This is a genomic window from Shewanella sp. GD03713 (genome assembly GCF_029843705.1).
GTDB lineage: Bacteria > Pseudomonadota > Gammaproteobacteria > Enterobacterales > Shewanellaceae > Shewanella.
This window is the reverse complement of sequence record NZ_JAOCIW010000001.1, coordinates 2,519,381-2,537,552: the sequence shown is the minus strand read 5'-3', so window position 1 is coordinate 2,537,552 and position 18,172 is coordinate 2,519,381. Positions and strand designations below refer to the sequence as shown.

The 18,172-nt window shown below is 47.9% G+C and carries 14 protein-coding genes, 3 tRNA genes and 1 pseudogene; 9 read left to right on the top strand and 9 right to left on the bottom strand.

Annotated features, from left to right (window positions below; genetic code table 11):
• Nucleotides 1–431 precede the first annotated feature (431 nt).
• On the top strand, nt 432–2,453 hold the full coding sequence (uvrB, locus tag N5E87_RS11245; protein ID WP_086904604.1) for an excinuclease ABC subunit UvrB: 2,022 nt from the start codon (nt 432–434) through the stop codon (nt 2,451–2,453).
• Between the two features lie 144 nt (nt 2,454–2,597).
• On the opposite strand, the gene rrtA is transcribed toward uvrB, so the two are convergent.
• Both rrtA and queC read right to left on the bottom strand, forming a co-directional pair.
• On the bottom strand, nt 2,598–3,215 hold the full coding sequence (rrtA, locus tag N5E87_RS11240) for a rhombosortase (RefSeq protein WP_086904603.1): 618 nt from the start codon (nt 3,213–3,215) through the stop codon (nt 2,598–2,600).
• A complete protein-coding gene (gene queC / locus N5E87_RS11235; RefSeq protein ID WP_086904602.1) occupies nt 3,212–3,931 on the bottom strand; it encodes a 7-cyano-7-deazaguanine synthase QueC in 720 nt (239 codons plus the stop codon). Before queC ends, rrtA begins: the two co-directional genes overlap by 4 nt.
• A gap of 188 nt (nt 3,932–4,119) precedes the next feature.
• Between queC and queE the strand changes: the two genes are divergently transcribed.
• Together queE and tnpA are read left to right on the top strand one after the other, a co-directional pair.
• The gene (gene queE, locus N5E87_RS11230; protein ID WP_086904601.1) at nt 4,120–4,788 is read left to right on the top strand and encodes a 7-carboxy-7-deazaguanine synthase QueE; all 669 of its coding nucleotides are present in this window, start codon (nt 4,120–4,122) and stop codon (nt 4,786–4,788) included.
• A gap of 173 nt (nt 4,789–4,961) precedes the next feature.
• Nucleotides 4,962–5,362: pseudogene (tnpA, locus tag N5E87_RS11225) on the top strand (IS200/IS605 family transposase).
• 184 nt (nt 5,363–5,546) lie between these two features.
• Here tnpA and N5E87_RS11220 read toward each other — a convergent pair.
• The 3 genes from N5E87_RS11220 to N5E87_RS11210 form a co-directional block, all read right to left on the bottom strand.
• Nucleotides 5,547–5,631: transfer RNA gene (locus tag N5E87_RS11220), tRNA-Tyr, on the bottom strand.
• Between the two features lie 130 nt (nt 5,632–5,761).
• A tRNA-Tyr gene (locus tag N5E87_RS11215) sits at nt 5,762–5,846 on the bottom strand.
• 39 nt (nt 5,847–5,885) lie between these two features.
• Nucleotides 5,886–5,970: transfer RNA gene (locus tag N5E87_RS11210), tRNA-Tyr, on the bottom strand.
• Nucleotides 5,971–6,095: 125 nt separating this feature from the next.
• On the opposite strand from N5E87_RS11210, the gene N5E87_RS11205 reads away from it, so the two are divergent.
• The 3 genes from N5E87_RS11205 (at nt 6,096) to N5E87_RS11195 (ending at nt 9,482) form a co-directional block, all read left to right on the top strand.
• Nucleotides 6,096–6,584, top strand: a complete 489-nt coding sequence (locus tag N5E87_RS11205; RefSeq protein WP_086904921.1) for a VC2046/SO_2500 family protein — start codon at nt 6,096–6,098, stop codon at nt 6,582–6,584.
• 238 nt (nt 6,585–6,822) lie between these two features.
• Nucleotides 6,823–7,110 carry a DUF406 family protein gene (locus N5E87_RS11200; RefSeq protein WP_086904920.1) on the top strand — a complete coding sequence of 96 codons (288 nt, stop codon included), beginning with the start codon at nt 6,823–6,825 and terminating at the stop codon, nt 7,108–7,110.
• A 188-nt stretch (nt 7,111–7,298) separates the two neighbouring features.
• Nucleotides 7,299–9,482, top strand: coding sequence for an EAL domain-containing protein (locus N5E87_RS11195; RefSeq protein WP_089067742.1), 2,184 nt, complete (start codon nt 7,299–7,301; stop codon nt 9,480–9,482).
• A 79-nt stretch (nt 9,483–9,561) separates the two neighbouring features.
• Here the strand turns inward: N5E87_RS11195 and N5E87_RS11190 are convergent, their stop codons facing one another.
• Both N5E87_RS11190 and N5E87_RS11185 read right to left on the bottom strand, forming a co-directional pair.
• The gene (locus N5E87_RS11190; RefSeq protein ID WP_086904830.1) at nt 9,562–10,056 is read right to left on the bottom strand and encodes a YchJ family protein; all 495 of its coding nucleotides are present in this window, start codon (nt 10,054–10,056) and stop codon (nt 9,562–9,564) included.
• Nucleotides 10,057–10,083: 27 nt separating this feature from the next.
• Nucleotides 10,084–10,662: a hypothetical protein gene (locus N5E87_RS11185; protein ID WP_011717111.1), complete on the bottom strand. Its 579-nt coding sequence runs from the start codon at nt 10,660–10,662 to the stop codon at nt 10,084–10,086.
• Between the two features lie 132 nt (nt 10,663–10,794).
• Between N5E87_RS11185 and smrA the strand changes: the two genes are divergently transcribed.
• Nucleotides 10,795–11,385, top strand: a complete 591-nt coding sequence (gene smrA / locus N5E87_RS11180; RefSeq protein ID WP_011717110.1) for a DNA endonuclease SmrA — start codon at nt 10,795–10,797, stop codon at nt 11,383–11,385.
• A gap of 169 nt (nt 11,386–11,554) precedes the next feature.
• Here smrA and N5E87_RS11175 read toward each other — a convergent pair whose 3' ends face one another.
• A complete protein-coding gene (locus tag N5E87_RS11175; protein ID WP_011717109.1) occupies nt 11,555–13,414 on the bottom strand; it encodes a M2 family metallopeptidase in 1,860 nt (619 codons plus the stop codon).
• 218 nt (nt 13,415–13,632) lie between these two features.
• On the opposite strand from N5E87_RS11175, the gene N5E87_RS11170 reads away from it, so the two are divergent.
• Nucleotides 13,633–14,271 (top strand): TetR/AcrR family transcriptional regulator, encoded by a 639-nt coding sequence (locus N5E87_RS11170; protein WP_011622813.1) that lies wholly within the window; start codon nt 13,633–13,635, stop codon nt 14,269–14,271.
• 15 nt (nt 14,272–14,286) lie between these two features.
• Entirely contained in the window at nt 14,287–16,566 is a 2,280-nt protein-coding gene (locus N5E87_RS11165; protein WP_011717108.1) for an acyl-CoA dehydrogenase, read from the top strand.
• Nucleotides 16,567–16,706: 140 nt separating this feature from the next.
• Here the strand turns inward: N5E87_RS11165 and pyk are convergent, their stop codons facing one another.
• Nucleotides 16,707–18,146: a pyruvate kinase gene (gene pyk / locus N5E87_RS11160; RefSeq protein ID WP_011717107.1), complete on the bottom strand. Its 1,440-nt coding sequence runs from the start codon at nt 18,144–18,146 to the stop codon at nt 16,707–16,709.
• Nucleotides 18,147–18,172: the final 26 nt, after the last annotated feature.

The window sequence follows — 18,172 nt, the reverse complement described above, 5'->3', positions numbered from 1 at the left end:
TAATTTCGACTTATCAACAAATTCTGTGGATAACCCTGTGAGTTGCGGCTTGAAACAGGCGGCAAAGCCTTGCTGCACGTGCGATGGACTTAAATTGCACTATTTTGGCGATAAAAATTTAATAATATATTTATCAAATAGATACGAATTGCAAGCCTTATCTTTTTTGGGCTTGTTTGAGGTTGCAATTTTGTAAGCAAGTGAAAGTCAACTCTTGTGTATTAATTTGGCATTTCCCCTGTATTTTTGGGCGTTTTATCGCCAATTTGAGCATTAAAAGCTCGTGGTCAAAAAGTTTCATTTTCTGTCCATCAAACTGTCATTCAGATAGTTTAGGGCTTAATACTCCCTTTGACTTCTAAAGGAGAACTGCTGGAGCTTAAAGGATGAGTTGATTAGAATGGGGCGACTAACCACAAGGATATGTTCGCGTGTCAGAATCTGTTTTTCAGCTTGAATCTCAATTTGCTCCCGCAGGGGATCAGCCCACGGCCATTGCCAAGTTGGTCGATGGCTTAGAATCGGGCCTAGCTTGCCAAACCCTATTGGGGGTCACAGGCTCGGGCAAGACATTCACTATCGCCAATGTGATCGCCCAACTGGGGCGCCCAACCATTATTATGGCGCCAAACAAGACGCTGGCGGCGCAGCTTTATGGTGAGATGAAAGAGTTTTTCCCCAATAATGCGGTGGAATACTTTGTCTCCTATTACGATTATTACCAGCCAGAAGCCTACGTGCCCGCATCGAACACCTTTATTGAAAAGGATGCGTCGGTTAACGCCCATATCGAGCAAATGCGACTCTCGGCCACGAAAGCACTGTTAGAGCGTAAGGATGTCGTCTTGATTGCCTCTGTATCGGCAATTTACGGTCTGGGCGATCCCGATTCCTACATGAAGATGCTTTTGCATCTACGCCAGGGCGATACCATGGGGCAGCGGGATATTCTTAAGCGCTTGAGTGAGTTGCAATATACTCGCAACGATCTCGAGTTGCAGCGCGGTACTTTCCGCGCCCGTGGTGAAGTTATCGATATTTTCCCCGCCGATTCTGACCGCTACGGGATTCGAGTCGAACTCTTTGACGATGAAATTGAACGCTTAAGCGAGTTTGACCCGTTAACGGGGCAAATTGTTAAACGTATCGCGCGCACCACTGTTTATCCGAAAACCCACTATGTGACGCCGCGGGAAAAAATTCTCGAAGCGACCGAGTCAATTAAACAAGAGCTGCGCGAGCGTAAGCAGTATCTGCTCGACAACAATAAGTTGATTGAAGCCCAGCGGATCCATGAGCGGGTGCAATACGATATTGAGATGATGGTCGAGCTGGGCTATTGCTCCGGTATTGAAAACTACTCCCGCTATCTGTCGGGTCGTGCACCGGGTGAAGGTCCGCCAACTTTGCTCGATTATTTACCCGCCGATGGTTTGTTGATTATCGACGAGTCCCACGTCACTGTGCCGCAAATTGGCGCCATGTATAAGGGTGACCGCTCCCGTAAAACCACGCTTGTGGAATATGGCTTCCGTTTACCCTCGGCGCTGGATAACCGGCCACTGAAGTTTGAAGAGTTTGAGCAATTGATGCCGCAGACCATTTATGTGTCGGCAACACCAAACCCTTACGAACTGGATAAGAGTGGTGGCGAGATTGTTGAGCAAGTTGTTCGGCCAACGGGTTTGCTCGATCCCGAGTTAGAAGTGCGTCCGGTCAGCATCCAAGTGGACGATTTACTCTCCGAGGTCGCCAAACGCGTCGCCGTTAATGAGCGGGTGCTTGTCACCACCTTAACCAAGCGCATGTCGGAGGATTTAACCGAATACCTCGATGAACACGGCGTTAAAGTCCGTTATTTGCACTCGGATATCGATACCGTGGAGCGGGTGGAGATCATTCGCGATCTGCGCCTCGGTAAGTTTGATGTGTTGGTCGGTATCAACTTGCTGCGTGAAGGTTTAGACATGCCAGAAGTTTCCTTAGTCTGTATTCTCGATGCGGATAAGGAAGGCTTTTTACGTTCGGAACGTTCGCTTATTCAGACCATTGGCCGCGCCGCGCGTAACGTCAATGGTAAGGTTATCCTCTATGCGGATAGGATCACCCAGTCGATGGCCAAGGCGATGGGGGAAACCGAGCGCCGCCGCGAGAAACAACACGCCTACAACCTTGAGCATGGCATAGTGCCAAAAGGCGTGGTCAAACGCATTACCGATGTGATGGATATCGACGATGGCAGAGACACTGAAAAGGGCTATAGCCCATCGTCATTGGGTAAAGTGGCTGAACCTAAAGCCAAACGTTATCAAGCCGATGCGGCGCAGCTTAGCCATGATATCGACAAGTTAGAGAAGCAAATGCATGAACATGCGCGTAATTTGGAGTTTGAACAGGCGGCGGCCTTGCGCGATGAGGTGAAACGGTTACGGGAGTTGCTGATCACAGCCTAACAGAATCTAAGTCTTAGCTGAGGTAGACTCAGGACTTTGATGCTAATTAAACTGATCCCAAGCTTCTCTACTTAATAAAAAAGCCGCCAACATAACAAGTTGAGGCGGCTTTTTTATTGTATGGATTAATCAAACTTTGAGGTATTAGCGCTGCGTTTCCTTGGCGAATCTGCTTCGTTGGTACACAAACACCATAAGCGCGCAGACTAAGCCGCAGATCAGGCCGACTAAATGCGCCTCGGTGGCCACGCGTGCACCAATCATTGCGGTCACATCATCACTGGCGCCATAGAACTGTTCATGGCCGACTTTGACTATCACCCCGATCAGCAACAAATAACCCGAGCGCATTTTGCGGCGTATATCCTGCACTGCACCAAAGGTGAATAGGCCGTGTAACATGCCGCTCAGCCCGACATAGCCTAAGAGTTGCGGATAACCCAGATACAGGCCAATGCCTTCAAACAGACAAAGCAGGATAAACAGCGCGGTTACTCCGTTAAGTCGGTAATGAAAGTGGTGCAAAAACAACACTACCCATAATCCCGCTAGGTTCATCAGCAGGTGCCAATGATTGGTATGCAGCAGATTGCCTGTGATCAGACGCCACCACTGGCCGTCACTGATGGCGCTGCGGCGATAGGCGAGCAAGTTATCTATGCTCGGGGTAAAAAGTCCCGCAACATACAAGAGCGCGCAGAGCAGACTGACGATAAACGCCAGCCAATAGGGGCCGAGTTTTGTTAACGTCACCAGTCTCACGCCTGCGGTTTATCCGTTTCAGTTGCCTTGTCGAGCGAGGTCATCACCTCTGCTTTATTTTGCAGGTAATCCTCTAAGCCTCGTTTACGAAGATGGCAGGCTGGGCAGTCACCACAACCATCGCCGACAATGCCGTTATAACAGGTTAGGGTATGGTGGCGAACCAAATCGAGCTGCTGGTATTTATCGGCCAGCGCCCAAGTTTGGGCTTTGTTGAGCCACATTAATGGGGTGATGATCTCAAGCTTCTTATCCATGCCTTGCACCAGTGCCGATTCCATCGCGCGCACAAAGTCGTGGCGACAGTCGGGATAACCGGAAAAATCGGTTTCGCAGACACCGGTAATAATCGCCTCGGCCCCTAATTGATAGGCGTAGATCCCCGCCAAAGTCAAAAACAGGATATTACGGCCGGGCACAAAGGTGTTGGGTAAGCCATTTTCCATTAATTCATGGGATACAGGGATCGCATCGCGGGTGAGGGCAGAAATAGCTAACTCATTGAGTAAGCTCACATCCATCACTTTATGGCTAGTGATCTTTAAGCGCTTGGCGAGGGATTTAGCAACTTCAATTTCTTCACGGTGACGCTGACCATAATCGAAGGTGATCCCGTGGACTTCATCAAACTGAGTTAAGGCTTGAATAAGACAAGTCGTTGAGTCTTGTCCGCCACTGAAAACCACTACCACCTTTGAAACTGATGCTGCTGACATAGGATCCACTTAAATTGACACATAAAATAGGGCGTAAGTGTAACTCAGGCGCTAGGGCTTGCAAACTCTTTGCTGGCGCGTGGCGACGGGGATGCGGCACTTGGTATCACAATGGCTGAGGCGGTAAAAACTTGCAGCTGCAGCTAAAATCCTCTATAAATGCCGCCCCAGAAAAACGGAACGCTAGCATGAATTACCCAGTCAACGAAGTCTTTGAAACCATTCAAGGTGAAGGTGTCTTTACCGGAGTGCCCGCCATTTTTGTACGTTTACAGGGTTGCCCTGTGGGATGTGCTTGGTGTGATACTAAACAGACTTGGGATCTGCTTGAGGAAAATAAGGTGTCATCCGAACAAGTGATTACCGTCGATGGCTCCGTGGGGCGCTGGGCAAACCATACGGCGCAGAGTCTTATCGATGCGTTCAACGCTAAGGGATACACGGCGCGCCATGTGGTGATCACAGGTGGTGAGCCTTGTATGTACGATCTGAATGAACTAACTCACACGCTTCATGCTGCCGGTTTTACCACTCAAATCGAGACCAGTGGCACCTTTGAGGTGAAGTGCGATGCTGATACTTGGGTGACTGTCTCGCCCAAGATCAATATGAAAGGTGGCTATAAGGTGTTAGCGCAGGCCTTGATCCGCGCCAACGAGATTAAGCACCCGATAGCGACCGAAAATCATATCGACGAACTCGATGAGTTACTCAAAGGGATTGATGTGTCAGCGAAAACGATTTGTCTGCAACCGATCAGCCAAAAACCAAGGGCGACGGAATTAGCCATGAAGGTGTGTATTGCCCGCAACTGGCGTTTATCGATTCAGACCCATAAGTACTTGAATATCGATTAATCGCCACTTAGCGCTATGCACTTTTCTTTAACGCTCCGAATGGGGCGTTTTTTATTTTTAGCCCAAAACCACCTACTTCAGTAGGTGGTTATCATCATTTGAGGCTTTGCCTGTATACCTACCCATGTTAAATGCATATTTGATTTTTAGCGAAGTCAAAAGAGGCAAATAACATGAGTAGATACGAGCAAGCATCGCATGTGTTCTGGCGATGTCAATATCATATAGTCTGGACACCAAAGTACCGCTTTCGGATATTGAAAGGTAATGTCGGAAAAGAGGTTTATCGATGCATTCAGGTTTATTGCCATCAAATGGGATGCATAGTCATGGAGCTAAATGTTCAAGTTGACCATGTCCATTTAGTGGTGAAGGTACCTCCGAAGATATCTATATCGAATTTAATGGGGGCGTTAAAAGGTAAGATAGCGTTGAAAATATTCAGTAAATTTCCTTACCTACGCAAGAATAAACTTTGGGGAAATCATTTTTGGCAGAGAGGATACTTCGTCGATTCGTTAGGCATCAAGAGAAAGTAGAGCGGCAAGAGCAGGGTCAACTTGCTCTTGAATAAAGGCCCCCTTTTAGGGGGTTAAAACAAAGCCACCTTCTTCAGAAGGTGGATTCTTTACCAGCAAAATCTATCGATTAAAGACAATCGTTTTAAGTAAGCGATAAAAAATAACTTTGGATAAGCTGGAGTGCTAGAAAGAAAACTTGGGGAATAAAGCGGTGTAAAGAGTGATATGAGAAAGAAGTGGTGGAGGGAGAAGGATTCGAACCTTCGAAGGCGGAGCCGTCAGATTTACAGTCTGATCCCTTTGGCCACTCGGGAACCCCTCCACATATTTTCTTCAACTTTTAAGTCCGACTCATCGAGTCTGATTTTAAAGTTATCTTAAATCTTGGCCGGATTTAAGGGTAAAGCAAGTGTACAGTGAACTAACGATTGACGAACCAAATAAGATAAAAGTGGTGGAGGGAGAAGGATTCGAACCTTCGAAGGCGGAGCCGTCAGATTTACAGTCTGATCCCTTTGGCCACTCGGGAACCCCTCCACGAGTATCTTTTATAGCATCGCTAATTGTTAGTGCAAATGGTGGAGGGAGAAGGATTCGAACCTTCGAAGGCGGAGCCGTCAGATTTACAGTCTGATCTCTTTGGCCACTCGGGAACCCCTCCTCAATTGCGGCCGCCATAGTAGTCAGAAACGTTTGGCATGTAAAGTCTAAATATGAAAATTTTCCTAAAGTTCTGGTTCAACTGGTCGATTAACTAACAACGAGTTGTTTTAATGATGTTTTTTTATGCAGATCGATGTTCCTTTAATCAACGAAGCCCAAATTGGCTCCCGCTTAAATGCGGCAATCGAACACAACAGGCGAGGAGAGTTCGCCCTGTTGCTGTCGCTATTGTCTGCAGACGCGAGGGACATGGCGCAGTTTCAATGGCAAAAAGAGCTCGATAATGCAGAAAAATTACAACGTCAGTTTGAGTTACCCCCAAAGCAAGCGCTTGTGGCGGATTTATCGACGGATAACAAGGTTACCGACAACAGTGCTGTTTTTGCTGAGCAAGGGGCGAGGGCGTTTCAACTGCAACAGGCATTGCGCCCAGAGGCATTAGTGATCCGCGGTGGTGAGCCTATCGCGATGGCCGAAGCCTTAAGCAATTGCGATCTCACCACACGTCTGCGCCAACGTGGCCAGTTGCCATCCCCGAAAATGGACGTCATGCATTTTGCCGATCAACTGGCGATTCAACGTAACTTAGTGCCGTTATTGGCCAGCGCCTAACGAGTATGTCGTCTTGCTTTCTAGTCGCTATCGGGCGGTTAAGCAAGATGCTGTCTTTAAAAGCACAGGTTGGGATTAAAGGAACTTGTTGGCCAAATAGCCGTCAACTGTGTCGATGCACAATAATAAGCGTGAGCTAAAGCTGAGTCTCTGCCGCCACTGTTACCTATAATAAGGCGTTAATGATGCTGGTTTAAGTTGATGCATCACCCTTACAGCGATTAGAGAGGAAAAACAGATGAAAGGTATCATTGCAGGACAAGCGGCTACCGTAAACGACACTTGCACCGATTGCGGCAGTTTTGTGGATATTGGCGCTGTGATTGACGAGCAGGATACAGTGCTGGAGTTATCCTTCGCGGGTGCAGAGGCTGAGGTCGAAGCGACTAAGATGTTGGAGCGGGCTCAAGCGCGTTTTAGCCAAACCCAAGGGAATATTGTGCATGATGAAGCGGGTGTTACCCTCAAGCTGGTCTTCGATGTGAGTGTCGAGAAAATGATTTTCCAATTAGAGAATGGCCTATGATGCAAGCGACCGTGAAGTCCGTTAGCGTTAATTTGTAATAAAGTGTGGCCGATGTTGCTGTTTTAAATGTAGATAGTGTAATCTGCATCAACAAAAATAAAGATAAATAGGCTCTATTAACACGCTTCTTTAGTGTGTTAGTCGCAGCAGTACCGTTTTACCCAACACGAAGTTTTGTAGGAATCAGAGTGAAGCGACGTCAGCATCAGCATTTATTAGAGTCTTTAGTGCATTCCACGGCTAAACAGCAGGGTGATTTTACTAAGACCGCAGAGTTAGCCACTGAGCTACTTTGCCAAAATTTAGCCGTTTCTCTGGTGTCGGTTTGGATTTTTTCCGCCGACCAATCGAGCCAATCCCTAGTGGCGCAATTTGGCGCTATGCCCCTACAAGACACTCATCGTCCTTCGCAGTTGCAGACGCTGCCACGCTATTTAGATGAACTCAAAAATCATCGCCATATCGATGCGAGTAATACGCTTATCGATCCGCGTTTGACAGAGTTAGTCGATAACTATTTTATCCCTCGGCAAATTTTATCTAGCCTCGAGATTGGCATTCGCATTAATGGCCATCTCGAAGGGGTGCTTTGCCTCGAGCGAGCGCAACTGACTCACCATTGGCACGACAGCGAAATTCACCTTGCCTGCCAAATGGCCGATCAACTGGCCCTCACGCTGGCCACCAAACATACCTACGATAAAGAAGAGCGCTTAAGCCTGTTTCGCTGTGCCACCGAGCAGTCTCGCCAGATGAGCATGCTGATTAACCTGCACACCGAAAAAGTGGAATACGTGAACCAAGCCCACGAGGAGATCACTGGCTTAGCGCGTGAAAAAAGCATAGGCACCAATTTACGCGAGTTAAGTTTCTTTAAGCAGCACAGTGAATTAGCCGAGCAGACCTTGGCTAAAATTTTCAGAGGCGAGCAGGCTAAAGGCGAAGTGCAATTTAATCGAGCCGATGGCAGTCGCTACTGGCTCAAGTATGTGGTCAGCCAATTTATCACCGATCGCGGCAATCATTACGCCTTAGTCTCCGGCGAAGAAAGCACAGATGAGCACAACTATAAGGCGGAGCTTGAGCGTTTAGCTTGGCGTTGTAGCCTCACTGGGCTGAATAATCGTAGTCACTTCAATCGCGTATTGGAGCGCACCACTAATGGATTGTTGCTGTTGGTCGATTTAGTCGCCTTTAAACGTTTCAACGATACCTATGGCCACGAAAATGGCGACAGCTTGCTGATTGAAATTGGCCGGCGCTTAAAACATTTTTCGGAAATTAATAAGGCAACCGAAATTGCCCGCGTCGGTAGCGACGAGTTTGCCGTGTTGCTCACCGATGATAACGCGGTTTACGATCTGGATTATTTCAGTACCCGCCTATATCAGCATTTAGCCATGCCGATTTTAATCGGTCGTGAGCAAATCGAACCTAAACCCGCACTGGCGGTTGTCGATATCGCCTCGGTGGCCAATCTGTTTGCGCCGCTGACCTGCGCCGATATTGCGGTGCAATACGCAAAGAAGAAAAAGGGTACAGCTATTCAAGTGTTTAACAGCACCTTGCTCAGTGCCTTTAAGGAAGATGCGCAAATCGAGCGTGATTTACATAGCGCGATTCGCGGTCGTCAATTCGAACTTTATTATCAGCCCTTACGGGATCTGGAGCAGAAAACCTATATCGGTGCCGAAGCCCTGATCCGTTGGCATCACCCGAAAAAAGGTGTGCTGTATCCCGGCGCCTTTATCGATATTGCCGAGCAATCTGGGATGATAAATGCCATTGGCAGTTGGGTGCTGGAGGCCGCGTGCCGACAATTGAATATATGGCAGCACCATAATGCCGATTTAAGCATGCATGTTAACGTGTCGGCGCGGCAGTTTTTTAGCGGAAACCTGTATGAGCAAGTCTGGCAACTGCTGACGCGCTATCGTTTAAAGCCTAAAACCCTGATCCTTGAGATCACCGAGACGGAATTGATGGGCGACATTCGCCATGCCACGCTCTTATGTCAGGAATTGGCAGAGCTGGGTGTGGGGCTGGCCATAGATGACTTTGGTACGGGTTACAGCTCGATGCGCTATCTTAAACAATTCCCGATCAGTAAGTTAAAAATCGACCGCTCCTTTATCTCCGATCTCGCCATTAGCCGCGAAAGCCAAGAAATCGTCTCGGCCATTATTGCGATGGCGAGCGCGCTTAATATTTCCTTGACCGCCGAAGGGGTTGAAACCGCCGAGCAGGAAGCGTTTTTAGCCAAGAGTTTTTGCCATCAGGCGCAGGGGTATTTATACAGTCCTGCGTTGCGAGAGCCCGAATTTGCGCAATTCTTATTGGCGGCAAAAGAACCTAATCTTGTTACGCATTAACCAGTTAGATTAGTCGTACAGGTGATATAAAAACAAAAGGCAATCAATAGATTGCCTTTTGTTTTATCTGTGGACTTGGTTAACCCTTCATGCAGCACTGCTTAAACTTTTTACCGCTGTGGCAGACGCAAGGATCATTACGCCCCGGTAATTTGGCATGCATTTGATGGCCTTTAGTGTAAAACCAACGACCTTGCTCGAAGATAAACTCAGAGCGCTCGTAAATGGCATCAATCTCGCCACTCATTTTATACCAGGCTTTGAAAGTTACAGTACCGAGCTTGCTGCCATCGGGCTGGGTAGTGTCATTGGCGGATAATACATCGAGCCCTAACCATTGCGGATGAGGGCCTTGTTGGAGCTGCTCAAGGGTTAAGCCATCAAGGTAAGCTGCATGGTGTGTTTTGATAATGTAATCAAAATTTTTCAACACAAAAGCGCAGTAGCGAGAGCGCATTAATTGCTCAGGACTTGTCGCCAGTTGTGCTCCTGAATCGAGCCCTAGATGCAGTATTTGACAGCAATCTTGATAGATTTTTTGGCTGCCGCAAGGGCAGTTTTTGTCGTGTGTCATAATGGTAATGCTTTAAAATATAATAGATTACTGCTTTTTCTTTTGGCTATCCGGTAACGGTGGGAACTGGCGGCCATAGTAAAGATTGGGTACAGGTTTGGCATTCAAATAGAAACTGGGTTCGGCACGGTTATTCATATCCAGTGTGACATTCCAGCGCTGCTGAGAGTCTTTTTGGGTGCCAATCACAAATTTGCCAGCAAATTCACTCACTGGTTCGCCGGTTTCTTCTGCGGGGTAAAAACGCACTAAATAATAGCCAGTGTCGAACGCGCTGTTGCCCGAAAGCTTACGGTTGAGCACCCGGAAATCGATATCGATACGGGCCTTTTTATTGCGGATTTTGTCGAAAAAACGTTGGTAAATAGCAACGATACTGTCGCGGCCATAATAGATTTCTTTACTTTGGCTTTCAGAGAGATAGCTTGCATCTTTCGCATAAATCTCTGCGGTGACTTCGGGGGCAAGCTCAGTAAATGCTTTAGTGAACAGCGGATAATTAGCATTGATCAGCTGATCGGTTGTCATGGTTGTTTTGGCTTTTGCAGGAGTTGCAAAACTTGGAAGCGACAATAGGCAGATCAGGGCTAGCAGCAAAAATCTCATTACATTATTCTAATCAAGCATTCATGGCGCCACTATAATGGAGGTGCCCGCTGAACTAAAGGGTTGAATGTTTACAAAGTGTGTTTCTGTTCTAAAAGTGCACACTGAGTGTTAAGAGTGGAGGAGCTTGCCATGCTAGATGATGAATCAGCACTGTTTTTTGAAGAAATGGCGGGGGTTGTGCCACTTAAGGGTGATGTGAAAGCGGTGAATTTGCAGCCTAAGGCACTAACGGAGGAGCAACTTCAGCGCCGTGATGCGTTGCAACGCGAGGCTTATTTAGCCTGTATGCCCTTGGATTTGAGTTTGATCCCGATAATAGCGCCCGATGATATTGCCAGTTTTAAGCGCGAAGGGGTGCAAGGGGCAGTGTTTAAGCGCTTAAGGCTAGGGCAGTACAGCATTAAGATGGAATTAGATGTACATGCCTACCGTTTAAGTCAGGCCCGTGATGCGTTGCTCAATTATCTGTTAGCGGCGCAGGCCCATGGGGAACGCTGCGTCATGCTTATCCATGGTAAGGGTCATAACAGTAAACCCGTGGCAGGCCTGTTGAAATCTGCCGTCTGCCATTGGTTGTCTCAACTTGATATGGTGCTGGCCTATCATTCGACGAAAACCGAGCAGGGCGGCACGGGCGCCTTGTATGTGATGCTCACTAAATCCGAACAGCTTAAGATTGAGAACAAAGAGGCAAATCGTAAGGGAATGGGTTGGCGTTAATAGGTTTCTGAACGCATTGATTTTATCTGATTGATACTCGCGTTCGTTATTAATGCCGAAGCTTAAAAGAAAATGCCCAACATCGTTGGGCATTTTTATCGGTTACATTTTCACACCTAAGAGCCTAGGTGTTACTTACGTTAGAGGCTTCATTTCGTCTTGGTTTTAATTACCAACCACATTGACGATTCGCCGCCGTGTTTTGCTCATCGAGCCAAGTTTTAAGCGGCGCAAAATAATCGAGTACGGCTTTGGCATCCATTCCCTTAGTACCTGTCACTTCTTTTAAAGCAACTGGCCAAGGTTGGCTTGCACCCAGCTCTAACATTTTATTGAGTTTTTCCCCAGCGGCTTGATTGCCATAAATACTGCATCTGTGTACAGGTCCTTTATCGCCGGCGGTATCACATAGCGCCTTATGGAACTGGAATTGCAGAATATGTGCGAGGAAGTAGCGCGTATAAGGCACGTTACCGGGCACATGGTATTTGGCACCTGGGTCAAAATCGGCTTCGCTGCGATCCGTTGGCGCCTTAACGCCTTGGTATTTCTCTCTTAATTCCCACCAGGCTTGGTTATACTGCGCTGGAGTGATTTCACCGCTAAAGACTTTCCAGCGCCACTGGTCAATCATCAAACCAAAGGGCAGGAAGGCGATTTTATCTAAAGCTTGTTTCAGCAGTAAGCCAATATCCTTAGAAGCATCGGGCACATCTTCGAGCAAGCCAATCTGTTTTAGATAGCTTGGGGTAATAGATAGCGCGATCGTGTCACCAATGGCCTCATGGAAACCATCATTGGCACTGTTTTTAAACAGGAAAGGCTGCTGTTTATAGGCACGTTGATAGAAGTTGTGTCCAAGCTCGTGGTGAATAACGGTAAAGTCTTCAGCGGTTTTCTGGATACACATCTTGATGCGAATATCGTCGAGGTTATCCAAATCCCACGCCGAGGCATGACAAACGACATCACGATCCTTGGGTTGCAAGAATAAAGAGCGACTCCAGAAACTGTCTGGCAGCGGCGCAAAGCCTAACGAGGTGAAAAAGCTTTCGGCCTGTTTAACCATCTTGTGTTCATCATAGCCCTTCTGCTCGAGCAATTCCGTCACATCATAGCCAGGATCGGCATCGTCAGGGGCGACGAGATCGTACACATTGCCCCATTGCTGCGCCCACATATTTCCCAGTAAGTGTGCGGGAATAGGGCCGGTTTTTGGCGCGATGGCATCACCGTATTCGTTATTCAGCTCGCCGCGAACGTAACAATGCAGGGATTCATAGAGGGGCTTAACTTGTCCCCATAAACGATCTAACTCCTGTGAAAATTCATCGGGTTTCATATCGTATTGGCTGCGCCATAACTCAGAGAGGTTAGCGTAACCTAGATCTTTTGCACCTTCGTTGGCGAGTTCAACTTCACGTTGAAATAGTGGGCGCATCGGTTTTGCAATTTCGCGCCAACCTTTCCATGCCTCAAGCAGTTTGGCTGGGTCACGCGATTCCGCCATCAGGCTCGACAGCTCTGGCTGGGTCATACACTTGCCATCGGCGAAACAGTATTTGCCTTTACCATAGAGTCCATTGAGCTCGGAGCTGATTTGCGCCAGCTCAGCATTTTTGGCGGGATCAAGCGGCGCAGGTAACACGAGTGCGCTGCGCAGAATATTCAGTTTGCGCGCATTGGCTGGATCGAGTTCCACATTGGCGTACTTGGCAGCTTCGGTGGCAAATTTTACCGACGCGGCACTGACTTTTTCACCGACTGCGGCCGAAAGTGCAGCGGTATCTTCGGTGATGAAGTTACTGTAAATCCATTCGGCGCGATTCGCTTCGATAGAGAGCTGCGCCATCTGGGCTTCAGCATCTTGAATAAAGGCGATGGCCTGAGCTTTATCGGGCGCAGCATTAGTTGCAGCAGGTGCTGCAGTGGTTTCGGCCTTGCTTTGGGCATCATTACAGGCGGTTACGCCTAAGGTTAGTGCTATGGTGAGCGCAAGAGTGGTGGGACGATTCAATAGAATAGCCATGTATTGCAGTCCTTTGTTGTTTTTGTGTTAAGCATTCTACCTAAGCACAGTGTTTTTTGCACAGGACTTGATGACTTTTCATTGTTTTTTGCAACGGATGTGAGTGGCCTGTTAATCCCTGTCAGCAAGGCGCAGCTTATTTGGCCATTTTTCGTTTGACAACTCCCATACCAATGTTTAATTTAAACGAGTGTTTTAAATTAATTCAAGGTCACGGAATGGCAAGTCGATCCGATACAAAAACTAGAATACTTGATGCCGCAGAGAAGCTATTTGCCGAAAGGGGGTTTTCTGAGACGTCATTGCGACTTATCACGAGCAAGGCGGAAGTTAACTTAGCCTCGGTGAACTATCACTTTGGCTCTAAAAAAGAGTTAATCCGCGCCGTGTTAGCCCGCTATTTAGACGTGTTTATGCCCGCCGCATCGACGGCCATAAAACGTTTACATACGGCGCCAACACAAGCCTCGTTAGAGGAGATTTTCTCTGCGTTAGTCGATCCATTATTGGATTTGAACGAGCTGCGCACCGAAGGCACGACAATTTTCCTACAATTGCTCGGTCGCGGTTACATTGAAAGCCAAGGGCACCTGCGTTGGTTTATCACCACCCATTATGGGCAGCATTTAGACACCTTTGTTAAAGCTGTTTCGGCCAGTGCACCGCATATTCCTCCTGCTGAAATGTTTTGGCGCTTACACTTTACCCTAGGCACGATTGTTTTCACTATGGCGTCAGCCGATGCGCTCAATGATATTGCCGCGGCCGAATTTGGTGAGCATAACGACATCGAAGCCGTGATCCGTAAAGTGATCCCCTACATGGCTGCGGGCGTATCAGTCCCCGTGGCTTCTTAATAAAAGGTCTTGATTATGTTGACGATTATAATTATTGCCCTGATTGCGATTATTGCGCTGTTTGCAGTAAAGAGCCTTCGGATGCAATTTATCACCCAGCCTGTGTTTCATTTCTTTAAAAAAGTATTACCGCCATTATCCGATACCGAGCGCGAAGCGATGGAAGCGGGTGATGTGTGGTGGGAAGGCGAGTTATTCCGTGGTAACCCAAACTGGAATACCCTGCACAGCTACGGTAAACCAACCCTGACGGCTGAAGAGAAAGACTTTATCGATAATCAGGTGATGACCGCCCTGAAGATGATCGATGATTTCGACATTGTGCATAATCGTAAGGATTTGCCACCAGAGCTGTGGGACTACTTTAAGAAAGAAGGCTTTTTTGCGCTGATCATCCCGAAAAAGTTTGGTGGTCGTGCGTTTTCTGCCTACGCCAACTCGACGATTGTGAGTAAATTAGCCAGCCGCAGTGTGAGTGCTGCGGTCACTGTGATGGTGCCAAACTCATTAGGCCCAGGTGAGCTTTTGACTCATTATGGTACCAAAGAGCAAAAGGAGCGCTGGTTACCTGCATTAGCTAAGGGTGATGAGATCCCATGTTTTGCATTAACTGGCCCTGAAGCCGGTAGTGATGCGGGCGCTATCCCCGATGTGGGTATTGTTTGCCGTGGTGAGTTTAACGGTGAAGAAGTTTTAGGCCTGAAATTAACCTGGGACAAGCGTTATATCACCCTCGCACCTGTGGCAACCGTATTAGGTTTAGCCTTCCAGATGCGCGACCCTGATGGTTTGCTTGGCGATAAAAAGAATTTAGGTATTACCTGCGCCTTGATCCCTACCGATCATCCTGGTGTGGTGATTGGGCGTCGTCATAATCCGCTTAACATGGCGTTTATGAACGGGACTACTAAGGGCGAAGAAGTCTTTATTCCGCTGGATTGGATTATCGGTGGTCCTGAGTTTGCGGGCAGAGGCTGGCGCATGCTGGTTGAATGTTTATCGGCGGGTCGCGGTATTTCTCTGCCTGCATTGGCTACCGCTTCTGGCCATATGGCGACCAAAACCACCACGGCTTACAGCTATGTGCGTCAGCAATTTGGTATGGCGATTGGCAACTTTGAAGGTGTGCAAGAAGCGCTGGCGCGCATTATCGCTAATACCTATCAATTGGAAGCGGCGCGCCGTTTAACCACAACGGGTATTGATCTTAAAGTTAAACCTTCAGTGGTGACGGCGATTGCTAAGTTCCACATGACTGAACTGGGCCGCGCTGTGATGAACGATGCGATGGATATTCAGTCGGGTAAGGGTATCCAATTAGGACCTAAAAACTACTTAGGCCACCCTTATATGTCGAATCCTATTTCGATTACCGTTGAAGGGGCGAATATTTTGACGCGTTCCTTGATGATCTTTGGTCAAGGTGCGACCCGTTGCCATCCTTATGTGTTGGCTGAAATGGAAGCCGCGGCGATGGAAAACGAGCACGATGCGCTCGAGCGTTTCGACTCGCTGTTAATGGGCCATATGGGTTACGCCACTCGCAACGCGTTCAGTGCCTTATTCAACGCCTTGACTGCCAGCCGTTTCGGCAGTGCGCCGGTGAGCGGCGATACCAAGCAATATTACAAAGACATGTCGCGCATTTCATCGGCATTAGCCTTGATGACAGATATTTCAATGCTGATCATGGGCGGCGATTTGAAGCGTAAGGAAATGTTGTCGGCACGTATGGGAGATGTGTTAAGCCAGCTGTACTTAGGCTCAGCCACCTTAAAACTGTTTGAAGACAATGGCCGTCAACAGGACGATTTACCCGCGGTGCGTTATGTGATGGCAAATCGCTTGCACTTAGCAGCTAAAGCGCTTGAAGAAGTGATCCGTAACTTCCCGAACCGCCCATTTGCATGGCTGCTACGTGCACTGATTTTCCCCATCGGCAACCATTTCAATGCGCCTAGCGATAAAATGGCGACTGAATTGGTCTCTGGCATGTTAAAACCGAGTCCTGCTCGTGAACGCATTACTTTCCTATGCCCAGAGTTTGAAGGCGACGTGGGTGGTATTGCAGAGGTTGAACAGGCCTTCGTGGCGCAATATGCCTGTAAAGAGATTTACAAGAAGCTCAAGAAAGCACAACGCGCCGGTGAGTTGCCAGCCAAAGTGCCTAACTTAGTGTTATTTGCTAAAGCGCTGGAGCAGGGCACTGTGACTCAAGATGAGCATCAAAAGCTGTTACATGCCGATAAGCTGCGCTTAGCGGCCATCAATGTGAATGATTTTGAAGCCTTATAATCTGATCGGCTAGCACGACTACAATCGTTTCTAGCCTGACAAGATATAAAAAAACCACCTCAATTGAGGTGGTTTTTGTTTTTAAGCTTGATGACGGTTAGCCTTACTCTTTACGTCTAGCTAACGCCAATCAGCAAAAATTATGCAACGATCAACACTTTACAAGTGTTAGTGCCGCCGATAGTTTCCATCGCATCGCCCTTGGTCATTAATACCAAGTCGCCACTCTGCAGATAACCCGCAGCTGTTAATGATTCCAACGCTTTTTGCGCTAACTCATCGGCAGGATAAATGGTTGAGTCGAAGTAAATCGGTAACACACCACGGTACAGTGCCATCTTCGCCAGCGTTGTCTCATGGCGTGATAAACCAAGAATTGGTAAAGATGAACTGATACGTGACATCAGTTTAGGTGTTGCGCCAGACTCAGTTAAGGCAATAATCGCTTTAACGCCTTCTAAGTGGTTAGCGGCATACATAGTAGAGAGTGCGATCGTTTCTTCAACTGAAGTAAAACGTGCATCTAATCTGTGCTTAGACACTTTCACGCTTGGGTGAGATTCGGCACCGATACACACATTCGCCATCGCCTTAACGGTTTCTTCTGGGAAGTCACCAGCAGCGGTTTCGGCAGACAGCATCACAGCGTCTGTACCATCGAGCACGGCGTTGGCCACGTCCATGACTTCCGCGCGAGTTGGCATTGGGCTCGAAATCATTGACTCCATCATTTGAGTCGCAGTGATCACGATTTTATTCAGTTGACGAGAGCGAGCGATAAGCTTCTTCTGCACTGCAACCAGTGCTGCGTCACCAATCTCAACCCCTAAGTCACCACGGGCAACCATGACTACGTCAGAGGCTAAAATCACATCATCCATCGCTTCTTCGCTAGCAACGGCTTCAGCACGTTCTACTTTCGCGACGATCAGTGCATTGCTGCCAGCTTGTTGTGCTAAAGAACGGGCGTATTCCAGATCGGCGCCGCTACGTGGGAAAGACACGGCTAAGTAATCCACTTGGATCATGGCCGCAGTCAGAATGTCTGCCTTGTCTTTTTCAGTCAGAGCCGCTGCCGATAGACCACCACCTTGTTTGTTGATCCCTTTATTGTTTGATAGAGGGCCAGCAACGGTAACAGTCGTGTGCACTTTACGACCCTCAACGCGCTCAACACGCAGTTGAACACGGCCGTCATCGAGCATCAGGATATCGCCGACATTCACATCGTCTGGCAATTGCTTATAGTCGATACCGACTTGATTCTCGTCGCCTTCGCCTTTACCTAACTCGGCATCCAGAATGTAGGCTTGACCTAAGTTCAGTTGAACTTTCTTGTTGTCTTTAAAGGTAGATACACGGATCTTAGGACCTTGTAAGTCACCTAAAATAGCAACATGGACACCTAATTCTTTTGCAATTTCGCGAGCTTGAGTCGCGCGTTTGAGATGATCTTCGGGGGAGCCGTGGGAGAAGTTAAGACGAACAACGTTTGCACCTGCCGCGATAATACGGCGTAAGTTATCGTCACGGTCAGTGGCGGGGCCCAGAGTGGTGACGATTTTGGTTCTGCGGAACATAAGATACTCCGTTAAAGTTAAAAAAA

What these genes read in the sequence shown, in the direction of transcription:
- N5E87_RS11185 (WP_011717111.1), bottom strand. Translation starts at nt 10,662, where the DNA reads ATGAGATTTTTGCTGCTAGCCCTGATCTGCCTATTGTCGCTTCCAAGT.
- smrA (WP_011717110.1), top strand. Translation starts at nt 10,795, where the DNA reads ATGCTAGATGATGAATCAGCACTGTTTTTTGAAGAAATGGCGGGGGTT.
- N5E87_RS11205 (WP_086904921.1), top strand. Translation starts at nt 6,096, where the DNA reads ATGCAGATCGATGTTCCTTTAATCAACGAAGCCCAAATTGGCTCCCGC.
- N5E87_RS11165 (WP_011717108.1), top strand. Translation starts at nt 14,287, where the DNA reads ATGTTGACGATTATAATTATTGCCCTGATTGCGATTATTGCGCTGTTT.
- N5E87_RS11170 (WP_011622813.1), top strand. Translation starts at nt 13,633, where the DNA reads ATGGCAAGTCGATCCGATACAAAAACTAGAATACTTGATGCCGCAGAG.
- N5E87_RS11200 (WP_086904920.1), top strand. Translation starts at nt 6,823, where the DNA reads ATGAAAGGTATCATTGCAGGACAAGCGGCTACCGTAAACGACACTTGC.
- pyk (WP_011717107.1), bottom strand. Translation starts at nt 18,146, where the DNA reads ATGTTCCGCAGAACCAAAATCGTCACCACTCTGGGCCCCGCCACTGAC.
- queE (WP_086904601.1), top strand. Translation starts at nt 4,120, where the DNA reads ATGAATTACCCAGTCAACGAAGTCTTTGAAACCATTCAAGGTGAAGGT.
- N5E87_RS11190 (WP_086904830.1), bottom strand. Translation starts at nt 10,056, where the DNA reads ATGACACACGACAAAAACTGCCCTTGCGGCAGCCAAAAAATCTATCAA.
- N5E87_RS11175 (WP_011717109.1), bottom strand. Translation starts at nt 13,414, where the DNA reads ATGGCTATTCTATTGAATCGTCCCACCACTCTTGCGCTCACCATAGCA.
- queC (WP_086904602.1), bottom strand. Translation starts at nt 3,931, where the DNA reads ATGTCAGCAGCATCAGTTTCAAAGGTGGTAGTGGTTTTCAGTGGCGGA.